Origin of the sequence: Corynebacterium sp. AOP40-4SA-5 (assembly GCF_052377355.1) — a bacterium.
GTDB lineage: Bacteria > Actinomycetota > Actinomycetes > Mycobacteriales > Mycobacteriaceae > Corynebacterium.
Map to the genome: position 1 here is coordinate 101,248 of NZ_JBQSWS010000004.1, position 9,195 is coordinate 110,442.

Here is a 9,195-nt window from a genome sequence, read left to right on the forward strand (position 1 = left end):
GGTCATCTCCATTCGGGGAACTCCGGCGGCACGGGCCGGTAGGTGGGTGTGGTTGGTGTGTCTGGCGCGTCCGGGTGGTCGTCGACGTCCGGGACGGGGAGGTCGCTGGTGGCGTCCTTGATCACCAGTGGCGGCGCGGGGTGCTCGGTGGTCCGCCGGTCGATGTAGTCGTCCACGAGGTACCCACAGGTGGCGATGAGGTCGCGCACGTCCCGGCGGAGTCGCCACACTGCGACGGCGAGGCCGACGACGGCCCACACCAGGGCGATCAGGACGAAGTCGGTGATGGTCATGGGAATGTCCTTGTCTGGTGGTGGGTGCGGGGGATGTGCCAGCCGACGAGCCAGCGGGCGGCGCGAGAGCGCCACGACAGGCGTCGGACGGGCTGGGGACGGAATGGGGTCATGCGAATAGCGCTTCCTGTGCGAGGCGGTCAGCGGTGATGCGGCAGTACTTCTCCTCCAGCTCGACGCCGATCGCACGGCGTCCGAGGTTCTTCGCCGCCCGGAGCGTGGCGCCCGACCCGGCGAACGGGTCGACTATCAGCCACTCCGGCGGGCACTTCTCGATCAGCCGCTCCATGAGTGCGACTGGCTTCGGCGTCGGGTGGTCAGGGCGGGTCTTGTCGCTGGCGGACTGCACGGGGACGGTGAGGTGGTTCGGTACCCGTCCGCCGGTGAAGCCCTTGCCGATGATGTAGACCTCCTCCCAGGCGTGGCCCCAGGGGCAGGACAAGTCGCCCATGCCGGGGCTGTTGCCTTTGAGCCAGGCGAGGACATTTCGGCACTTCGGACGGGGTACCCGCCAGGTGCCGAACACCAGTGCCGGGCGGTCGGGGTCACCATCGAGCCAGATGTCGAGCATCCGGTCGCGGGCGTCCGGGGTATCGTCGCCGGCGATCGGGTCGGTGGAGCCGTACTTACTGGAGTTGGATACGAAGCTCATTCCGTACGGAGGATCGCTGATGAGCGCACCCCCCCCGCCACAACTCGGGGCGTGCCAGGCTGTCGGCGTTGTACAGGGTGACCAGGTCATCTTGGTAGTAGGGGGTCATGCGGTGTCTCCTTCGAGTGCGCGGATGCGGGTGTCGACGTCGCCGAGGAGGTGAACGGCGACCTTGCAGCACGGGGTGCACATCGGGTGGACGGCGAGCTGATCGTCCAGGGGCTCGCCACAGTCGATGCAGCGGATGGCCAAGTGGTTCATGCCGCGTCGACCCACCCATCAGCCTCCTGTCGGAGGTGGTCAGTCAGCGCCGTCTTCAGCCGCTCGATCTCGGCGGCCTGGGCGATGACGGTTTCGAGGGCGCGGTGCACGGTGAGGTAGTCAACGCGACGAATGTTTGCGTCGAGGATGTTCCTCGCCTGCTCCGCAGTGATGTTGTCGCTCATTGTTGTTCCTGTCGGACGTAGAGGGTGCCTTGGCGGACGTGGGCTTCGTAGCCGTCGCCGAGGCGCTGGCCTTTGTTGATGCGCCACGCGAGGTTGCCGGCGGTTGTGGGTTTCACGCGGGTGGGCCACGCGTGCCACGCACCGTCTTCGAGCTGGGTCTTGAATCGGTCGTCGCGGCGACGGGTGCGTTTCTGGGTGTGGGTGAGTGCGCGGGGCGGGAGCTGGTCGGTCATCAGAACGGGGGCTCCTCCTGGTTGTTGCCCTGGCCGCCGGACCACGGGTCGTTGTCGGGCTGTGCGCGCCCGCCGAAGCTGCCGCCGGCGTTGCTCTGGGGCTGCTGGTTGTAGCCGCCGCCCTGCTGCCCGCCGCCGTAGTTCCCGCCGCCCTGGCGCGGCGTCTTCGTCACCTGGGCCGTGGCGTACTTCAACGAGGGGCCGACTTCGTCGGCCTCGACCTCGAAGACGGTGCGCTTCTCGCCCTCGCGGGTCTCGAACGAGCGTTGGCGCAGCCGGCCGGTGACGATCACCCGGTCACCCTTCGAGAGGCTGTTGGCGATGTTCTCGGCGGCCTGCTTCCAGATGTTGAAGGTGAGGAACAGGGCGTCTCCGTCGACCCACTGGTTGGACTGTGAGTCGTAGCGGCGGGGTGTGGAGGCGACGCGGCCGTTGGCGACGGCGGCGCCGGACGGGGTGTAGCGAAGTTCGATGTCAGCGACGAGGTTGCCGACGATGGTTACGGGGGTGTCTCCCTGGGCCATGGTGTGTTTCTCCTGTGTGATGGTGGGCTCGTACCCGCTTCCCCGCGGATACGAACCGGGGGTTAGTTGCGGGGTTCGCGGCTGTTGTAGAGGTGGTCGACCTGGCCGGCGACGCTGGTGCGCAGTCGGCGGATCATCAGGTCACGCGGCCGGCCGGCTTCGCCAACGTTGTGGAGTTCGCGGGTGAGGTTGTCGATGCGGTCGATGAACCGGTCGACTTCGTCGGCGAGGTCGGCGCGGATGTTCGCGTCAGTGCGATGGGCGGTGAACATAGCGTCCCCAGACGTAGAAGGCGGTGGCGGCGAGGGCAGCGGTGAGGCCAGTGGGCCCGGCGATCGAGTGTGCGGTGGCGTAGATGAAGCCGAGGGCGAAGACAAAGAACAGGATGATGAGGGGCGCGGCGGCGCGGTCGATGGTGTTCATCCGATGCCGTCCTCCCATGCCACGTCGTCTGTGTGCTCGAGGCGGTAGATGTCGGCCCAGGTTGGCGTGTGGTCCATCAGGCCACCTCCTTGCGCATCGCGGTCTCTTCGTCCCACTCGTCGGCGGGAATCCACTCACCGTCGTCGGTGCGGCGCAGCCCGTACTCCTGGTCGATCGCGTCCCACTCCTCGGCGAGGAACCGCGGGTCGTAGTCGCAGCGAGGGCACTCCGGGTTGGGGATGAGGCGCTCGTCGCCTTCCCCGACGGGGATGCTGTTGCACTCGCACACTGTGGGGCGAGTGCGGATGACGAGGCCGTAGTCCGGGTCGTCATCCGGGTGTTGTTGCTTGTGCATGATCTGTCTCCTTGTGGTCGTCGGCGTTGCAGCGCCGGTGCGATACCCACGATGCTAGCGCAACGTGCATTACCATGCAAGCGTGACTGGCAAACAATGCCGTGAACTGTGCACGGGGGTGACGAAAAACCAGGGGCCCGGAACCTTGCACGCAACGTTTGCGCGGGGCCTAGCCCACCTCCCGGATCGGGATCACCTCACCGCCCGGCCACCCGGCACGCTCCGCCGACCCAGCATCGTGCCCACAGCGGAAAACGCCGCCATCGGCCGCCTCAGCCCATCCAGACTCGTCGCACAAGGCGCACCCCCCAACAGCGGCCGAACGACGCTCAGAGGCCCGTCCTGACGCGATTACGGCCGCCCCCTCAGCCCGCCGACGGACGGTCGCACACCCACCACACGGCGGAACCTCACCCGCCGGCACACCACGATGCGCCACACACCGAGCATCCGCAGGATCCTCGACCGCCCCAGCCGGGCGGCGCGAAGCGTCCGCCGAATCCGGGGAATCATCCTCCGGGGGCTCGCTCGGGCTCGCGTCTGCGCCCAGTGAACGTTCCCACTCACCGTAACCACTCTGGTGTGGGTGCTTGGTGTAGGTGCTTGGTGTAGGGCTACCCCCGTTGCTACACCCACGGCTAGGGTCAATGGCACCCTCATTTTCTAGGATTTGAGGGTCAATCGCACCCTGAATCCTAGGGTCAATCCTGGGGTCATCGCTGGGGTGAATGGGAGGGTCATTGGCACCCTGATTGGTGGGGTCAAAAGGGTGGTTGGGGGCGACTGGTGCGGGGCGGCGGTCCATGAATTCGCGGAGTGGGGCTGCTTCGAAGCCTTTGAGTTCGGGGTGGTCGTCGTGGAGGCGCCACAACTCGGCGCTGATGCAGTTCTTGATGTGGGGTGATGCGACGCGGGTGATGTCGCGGCTGATGGTGACACCGAGGTTGCGTTGTTTCATGGCGTTGTCGTTGCGGTGGTAGCTGCGTACGAGGGCTTCTTCGGTGTCGTGGTCGATGATGAGGAAGAGTGCGGCTTCGAGTTCGTCTGCGACGGTGCGGATGGCGTCGGGCGTCCAGGTTGGGGAGAGGGCTGCGAGGCGGCTTGGGCGCCAGTCGAGGACGCCGGCGTAGCTGAGGGTGGGGTGGCTGGTGGCGGTGAGGTAGAGGAGTTGGGCGTGGGTGGAGAGGTTGAGGAATTGGGGGTCGTCCCAGATGTTTCTGTAGATGGCGGCGTAGTCGCTCATGGGGCCTCCTGCATTGTTTGCGTGCAAGGTTTTTGGGGGTAGGGGTTTGACCCCGTTTCGGTGGGGTCAGGCCGGGTGGTTCAGGTGGGGGCGCGGTTGTTGTGCGGGGTGGTCATTGGCTACTTGAGGAGGTCGAGGACCCATTGGTAGGCGAGTTTCACTTTGGGGTCTTTGGCGGCGTGCATCTCGGTTGTGATTTCGCCGGAGATTCCGCCGGGGATGTCGCCGGCAAGGTCGGGGCCGATGACGGAGTAGCCGTTCTCTTCTAGGATCTCGATCATGTCTGCGATGTCGATGTCGACGTCCGCGTAGGTGTTGACGGGGACTTCGAAGCTGATGGCCTTGCGCTTCGTCGTTGTCACTGTCCGGCCTCCGCGGCGTGGGTGCCGATCCACTGGCGGTGGCTGCCGCCGTTGCGCTTGTGTGCTGTGCTGTTGTGCCAGCCGACCTGGCGGATGAGGCCGGCGCGGTGGTGGGCGTTGAACAGGCCGCCGATGGCGTTGGGGTGGTGCGGTTCATGGTCGGGGCCGATGAGGTCACGCAGGTCGTCGGCGGTGAATGGTGTGCCCTGTCGTTCGAGCGTGGCCATGGCTTCTTCGGCGCGGTCGGCCCAGGTACGGCCGGCGCGGGTTTCGGCGGCGAGGCAGTTGTCGAGGGGTTGGTGGTTCATGCTGCGGCTCCGTGGAGGTGGATGTAGTGTTCGGCGAGTTTCTGGCGGACGTCGGGGGAGGGGGTGCGTTCGCCGTCGGCGATGCGGTAGATGGTGGATTGGTGTGTGCCGAGTGCGCGGGCGGCGGCGGCCCGGTCGCCGTGGTGGTTGATGATGTAGTTGAGGACGGGGAGGTAGTCCTTGTCGTAGGCGACGCGGCTGATGGCGGGGTTCTCGTTGGGGTTGTCGGGGTTGTCCCATTCGGCGGGGAGGGGCCATCCCTGTCGGGCGACGGACCAGACGGCGGGGCGTTTGATGGCGGGGCCGAGTGTCCGGTAGCAGCGGCGGATGGCCTGGTCTGTGGTGGCGAAGATGCGGTCGGGGAGGTTCTTGCTGATGTCGCTGAGGGATTCCTTGTGCACGCCGGTGTGGTCGGCGAGCTCGTCGAGTCGCCAGCCGGCGGCGCGGAGGGCCTGGATGCGGCGTGCTGCGGGCCATGCGGGGCGGTATCCGATGGCGGGGAGGTCGTCGTGGGTGACGGCGAGGATGGCTTCGGCGACGGTGGCTTTGGCCCGGGGGCTTGCTCCGCCGCGGATGTTGTAGATGGCCTGGTGGGATACGCCGGCGGCTTGGGCGATGGTGGTGGCGGGGGCGTTGAGGGCGTGGATGTGTGCTGCTACGGGTGCGGCGTCGACGTAGTGGCGGAGGGCCCCGGCGGGGTAGGCGTGGGCGGTGCAGAGTCCGCCGGCGTGGGGGTGGGGGAGGCGGGTGCACCGGCCGTGCCGGCACATGGGTTGTTGCAGCGCGGTCAGCGGGTCGAGAGTGGCAGTCATGGATCCTCCTTTCAGAACGGTGCGGGAGTGTCGGTCTTCGGCGGGTTGAGGATGTTGGCGGCCTGGTCGATGAGGTTGCGGGCTCCGTCGGGGTTGATGCCGATGGTCTGGCGGGCCTTACGCAGCAGGTCGATCGCCTGCGCATCCTCCTTCTCGTGGGTGTCGATGACGACTTCGAGCCGGTCGACGTCCTTGCGGAACATCGCTTCCCGGTTCTCGGCCATGTGCTGCTTGTAGGCGGCGTCGCGGAGCTGGTCGCGGGTCTCCTTCAGCGTGTCGGTGACGGCGTCGAGTTCGCTCTCGGTGACCTCCAGGATCTTCCGGGTTGAGTAGAGGACTTGCTGGAAACGGTCAGCCCGAATAGCCCTGCTGGTCGCGGTGTCGATCGGGTTGTCGGTCATGCTGCGTCTCCGTCCTGGACGATTTCGCCGTCGACGTCTTCGACCTGGGAGGCGATCGCTTCCTGCTCGGCGATCTGGTTCTTCCGGGTGGTGAACCTGGCCTTGATCTGCGCCTGCCAGGCGGGGTTCTTCTGCGCGTCGCGGGACAAGGCGGTGAGCTCGTCCTGGGTCTGCGCGGCGTCGACGAGGGCGGCCCATTCCTCCACCGTCTTGGCGTCGGCCGGGCTGGCGCCAAGGGCGCTACCGAGCCTGTCCGCGGCGGACTGCGCCGGAGACTCCGACCGCACCGGTGCAGGATCCTCACGGCGCGGCGCCTGCTGGAGCTGCGGGCCGGCGTCCAACACCTCACCCTCGGCGTTCACCGTCGCGCCGAGCTCCTCCGGGGTGTAGATACCGCCGGCCATGACGTCCTGGGCGCCCATGCGGACGACCTCGCTGATGGCGCGGGCGCGGAGCATCGCGGCCGGGTAGTTCGTCCACGGGCCCTTGTTGCCCCACAGGCCGGCCTTGCGGGCCTTCGCCTCGTCCCAGTTGGCGCGGAACGTGAAGTCAGGGTCGTCGGAGCGGACGATCTCGGCGTGCGCTTCGGTGTCGTCACCCCAGACGCGGAGGCGGTGGCCGTGGGCGCGGACCATCGCGGCCATGAGGTCTGCGGAGGGGGAGGGGCGGCCGTTGATGACGGCGATGGAGGTGAGGACGTGGATGCGGCCGATGCCGAGGTTGTCGGCGTACTCGGCGGCGAACAGGAGGTTGCCCGGGTTCTGCCGGTACTGCTGTGGGATGAGGGTGCCGGAGGACATGGCCTTGGACCAGTCCATCTTCTCCTGCAGTGCGTCGGCCGAGTGAGTGGTGGCGAGTTCGGTGTTCATGGTGCCTTTCTGGGCGGCGGGGTTCAGGCCCGCCTGGGGTTGTTGCTGGCGTATGTGGGTGGGGTGGTTCATGCCGCGTCCTCCTGCTCGTCGGGGAGGTCGGCGACGTCCACGGGGCGTTGCGGCGGGTAGAAGGACACGCCGTTCTTCGTGGGTCGGCGGTAGCCGATCTTCACCCCGCCGCACACCGCGGTCTTCGCGGTGCCCATCGCGGTGAGGATGCGGGCCTTCGCGCCGTCCTCGGCGGCCTGGGCGGCCTTCGTGCGGTCGCGGGCGGCCAGGTAGTCGCGGGCGACGGTGGGGGAGATCTCCCACACGGAGTCCGGGACGATGTCCGGGTGCAGCTTGGCGAACACGCGGTGCGTGCCGGCGCGGTCGGTGATCGGCGGGCAGCCGTCCTCGTCGGCGAGCGACCGGTGGAAGGCGTAGCAGCGCTGCTCGATCTTCGCGGCGAGCGTGGGGTCGTAGTCCACGAAGTACTCGTCGTACTGGTCAACGTACGGACCGTGCTTGACGATGTACGTGCGCGTCACGCCCATGCCGTCGGGACCGTGGGTCATGTGCATCGCCCACATCATCTGAGTGACGTAGTACAGCGGCACCTGGTCGGTGCCCGGCTTGCCCCACTCGCCGCCGTCGCGGGCGATGGACTTGGCGTCGATGAACACGGAGTGGGCGTCCTCGGTGGCGACGGCGTCCGGGTTCGCCGCGGCCCACGGAAGGTCCGGGCGGGTGAACGTCTGCTCGCCGCTGGTCTGCTCGAGGTCGGGGCGCATCTCCGTGAAGTACCAGGACAGGATGCTGTCTTCCTGGTTATGGCCGCGGCGCATCGCCGGGGTGGATTCCTGCGGGGGCACATCGCCGCGCATCCGGTGCCAGAGCTCGGCAGGGGTCTCGAACTTCGACAGGCCGAGGATCGCGCTGATCTTGCTGCCGGTCACGAGACGTCGGTGCTCGTCGGAGCCGGGAAGGATGTGCCCCGACGGTTGTTGCTGGTATGATTCTGTGTGCATGATCTCGTGTCCTTTCGGGGACTGAGTGATGTGGTGGCCCGTACCGCCGGAACATGGGATTGCAGTCCCCCGGAGGGTGCGGGTCTTTACGCGGTCTTGGCGAGGTGCCGGGCGTAGCTCTCTTCGGCTTCTGCGGCGTAGGCGTCGAGGTCGGCGATCCGATAGCGCAGGGGGCTGTTCTGGCGGACCTTGCCGTCCTTGCCGGGGAGCTTGAAGCCTCGGATGCGCTCGGCGGTGACGAGTGCGCGGAGGTGGTTTACGCCGATTCCGAGATGGTCGGCCGCCTGGCGGGTGGTGAGGAGGGCGGAACTCATGGTGGTTGTCCTTTCTGCAACATGGTGCGTATTTGTGCACCATCGTGTGTGGTGCATGGCCTTCATGCTAGCGGCGCGTGCATTGAGATGCAAGTGATGCGTGCATTTTGGCGCGCATTGATTGCGTGGTGAAGTTGACTGCAATGGTGGTTTTGGCAGGTCAGGCACCGTTTATAAGGGTGGAAATTCTGCGTGCGCGCACGCTAGGATTGCTGGCATGACTACGCGAGAGCAGGCCCAGGCGGCCGGCAGCCTCATCCACGCGGCACGCACCAGGCGGTCCCGGCCGATGACGCAGGAGGAGGTCGTCGAGATCATGGGCCGCAAGGACCGGAACTGGATTCGGTACGTGGAGCGCGGCGAGCGGCCGGGCGGGTCGATCGTGGAGCTGACGCCGGCAGAGTGGTATCACCTGTCGTCGGTCGTGGGGGCGAAGCCGTATGAGGTGCTGGACGCGGCGGGTGTGCCGAGGGAAAATTGGCCCAACGTTTCGAATATACGTTCGAATGACGGTACGGTTGGGGGCATCGACACCACGGGCCTGTCCGACGCGCAGGCTACTCTGGTGCACGGCATCATCGAGGAATTCAGGAGAATCAATGGCACACCCGGCGGCGGCCGATAAAACACCACTTCACCACCCGTACGACATCATCGTCGTACCTGACTCGAACATCATTGTGACCGGCGAGCATCTGGACGACGGGGCGGCGAGGGCGGCGGTCCAGGACTGGCGGGCGTTGGGGGTCAACCTCGCCAGGTCGTTCGACCGGCAGTGGCACGTCGCAGTGGCGCACACGGACGGTATCGCGGCGCGAATCGAGCAGGACATGTGGATCCCCGCGGTCGCGCCCGTGGCGGCGGAGTCCGCGGCATAGCGCTTCGAGGGCGTGGGGGTAGTTCTGTCGGCGGCGTGGCGGGGGCGGCGTCCGCGGATAGAATGACTA

General features: G+C 67.0%; 19 protein-coding genes. 2 read left to right on the forward strand and 17 right to left on the reverse strand.

What is annotated here, in order from left to right; genetic code table 11:
- Positions 1-2 precede the first annotated feature (2 nt).
- The 17 genes from ACT3S3_RS03635 to ACT3S3_RS03715 form a co-directional block, all read right to left on the reverse strand.
- A complete protein-coding gene (locus tag ACT3S3_RS03635; RefSeq protein ID WP_444614869.1) occupies positions 3-293 on the reverse strand; it encodes a hypothetical protein in 291 nt (96 codons plus the stop codon).
- 109 nt (positions 294-402) lie between these two features.
- Positions 403-945, reverse strand: coding sequence for a DNA methyltransferase (locus ACT3S3_RS03640; RefSeq protein WP_444626285.1), 543 nt, complete (start codon positions 943-945; stop codon positions 403-405).
- A gap of 105 nt (positions 946-1,050) precedes the next feature.
- Complete coding sequence (locus ACT3S3_RS03645) at positions 1,051-1,206, reverse strand: hypothetical protein (protein ID WP_444614870.1); 156 nt, start codon at positions 1,204-1,206, stop codon at positions 1,051-1,053.
- Entirely contained in the window at positions 1,203-1,391 is a 189-nt protein-coding gene (locus tag ACT3S3_RS03650; protein WP_444626287.1) for a hypothetical protein, read from the reverse strand. The genes ACT3S3_RS03645 and ACT3S3_RS03650 overlap by 4 nt, the downstream gene beginning before the upstream one ends.
- A complete protein-coding gene (locus ACT3S3_RS03655) occupies positions 1,388-1,624 on the reverse strand; it encodes a hypothetical protein (protein WP_444626288.1) in 237 nt (78 codons plus the stop codon). Before ACT3S3_RS03655 ends, ACT3S3_RS03650 begins: the two co-directional genes overlap by 4 nt.
- On the reverse strand, positions 1,624-2,148 hold the full coding sequence (locus ACT3S3_RS03660) for a single-stranded DNA-binding protein (RefSeq protein ID WP_444626289.1): 525 nt from the start codon (positions 2,146-2,148) through the stop codon (positions 1,624-1,626). The genes ACT3S3_RS03655 and ACT3S3_RS03660 overlap by 1 nt, the downstream gene beginning before the upstream one ends.
- Before the next feature lie 62 nt (positions 2,149-2,210).
- Positions 2,211-2,420, reverse strand: a complete 210-nt coding sequence (locus ACT3S3_RS03665; protein ID WP_444626291.1) for a hypothetical protein — start codon at positions 2,418-2,420, stop codon at positions 2,211-2,213.
- Positions 2,398-2,571: a hypothetical protein gene (locus ACT3S3_RS03670; protein WP_444626293.1), complete on the reverse strand. Its 174-nt coding sequence runs from the start codon at positions 2,569-2,571 to the stop codon at positions 2,398-2,400. Before ACT3S3_RS03670 ends, ACT3S3_RS03665 begins: the two co-directional genes overlap by 23 nt.
- Positions 2,572-2,647: 76 nt before the next feature.
- Positions 2,648-2,926 (reverse strand): hypothetical protein, encoded by a 279-nt coding sequence (locus tag ACT3S3_RS03675; protein WP_441582662.1) that lies wholly within the window; start codon positions 2,924-2,926, stop codon positions 2,648-2,650.
- A gap of 169 nt (positions 2,927-3,095) precedes the next feature.
- Positions 3,096-4,169 carry a hypothetical protein gene (locus ACT3S3_RS03680; protein ID WP_444626295.1) on the reverse strand — a complete coding sequence of 358 codons (1,074 nt, stop codon included), beginning with the start codon at positions 4,167-4,169 and terminating at the stop codon, positions 3,096-3,098.
- A 119-nt stretch (positions 4,170-4,288) separates the two neighbouring features.
- Entirely contained in the window at positions 4,289-4,531 is a 243-nt protein-coding gene (locus ACT3S3_RS03685) for a hypothetical protein (RefSeq protein WP_444626297.1), read from the reverse strand.
- On the reverse strand, positions 4,528-4,839 hold the full coding sequence (locus ACT3S3_RS03690; protein ID WP_444626299.1) for a hypothetical protein: 312 nt from the start codon (positions 4,837-4,839) through the stop codon (positions 4,528-4,530). The genes ACT3S3_RS03685 and ACT3S3_RS03690 overlap by 4 nt, the downstream gene beginning before the upstream one ends.
- Complete coding sequence (locus ACT3S3_RS03695; RefSeq protein ID WP_444626300.1) at positions 4,836-5,651, reverse strand: hypothetical protein; 816 nt, start codon at positions 5,649-5,651, stop codon at positions 4,836-4,838. Before ACT3S3_RS03695 ends, ACT3S3_RS03690 begins: the two co-directional genes overlap by 4 nt.
- Positions 5,652-5,662: 11 nt before the next feature.
- Positions 5,663-6,052 (reverse strand): hypothetical protein, encoded by a 390-nt coding sequence (locus ACT3S3_RS03700; protein WP_441582667.1) that lies wholly within the window; start codon positions 6,050-6,052, stop codon positions 5,663-5,665.
- Positions 6,049-6,993 carry a hypothetical protein gene (locus tag ACT3S3_RS03705; RefSeq protein WP_444626302.1) on the reverse strand — a complete coding sequence of 315 codons (945 nt, stop codon included), beginning with the start codon at positions 6,991-6,993 and terminating at the stop codon, positions 6,049-6,051. The genes ACT3S3_RS03700 and ACT3S3_RS03705 overlap by 4 nt, the downstream gene beginning before the upstream one ends.
- Positions 6,990-7,934: a lambda-exonuclease family protein gene (locus ACT3S3_RS03710; protein WP_444626303.1), complete on the reverse strand. Its 945-nt coding sequence runs from the start codon at positions 7,932-7,934 to the stop codon at positions 6,990-6,992. Before ACT3S3_RS03710 ends, ACT3S3_RS03705 begins: the two co-directional genes overlap by 4 nt.
- A gap of 86 nt (positions 7,935-8,020) precedes the next feature.
- On the reverse strand, positions 8,021-8,248 hold the full coding sequence (locus tag ACT3S3_RS03715) for a helix-turn-helix domain-containing protein (protein ID WP_441582670.1): 228 nt from the start codon (positions 8,246-8,248) through the stop codon (positions 8,021-8,023).
- Positions 8,249-8,465: 217 nt separating this feature from the next.
- Here ACT3S3_RS03715 and ACT3S3_RS03720 point away from each other — a divergent pair, with 217 nt between their 5' ends.
- The gene (locus ACT3S3_RS03720) at positions 8,466-8,873 is read left to right on the forward strand and encodes a hypothetical protein (RefSeq protein ID WP_441582671.1); all 408 of its coding nucleotides are present in this window, start codon (positions 8,466-8,468) and stop codon (positions 8,871-8,873) included.
- Positions 8,874-8,928: 55 nt separating this feature from the next.
- The gene (locus ACT3S3_RS03725) at positions 8,929-9,126 is read left to right on the forward strand and encodes a hypothetical protein (RefSeq protein ID WP_441582672.1); all 198 of its coding nucleotides are present in this window, start codon (positions 8,929-8,931) and stop codon (positions 9,124-9,126) included.
- Positions 9,127-9,195: the final 69 nt, after the last annotated feature.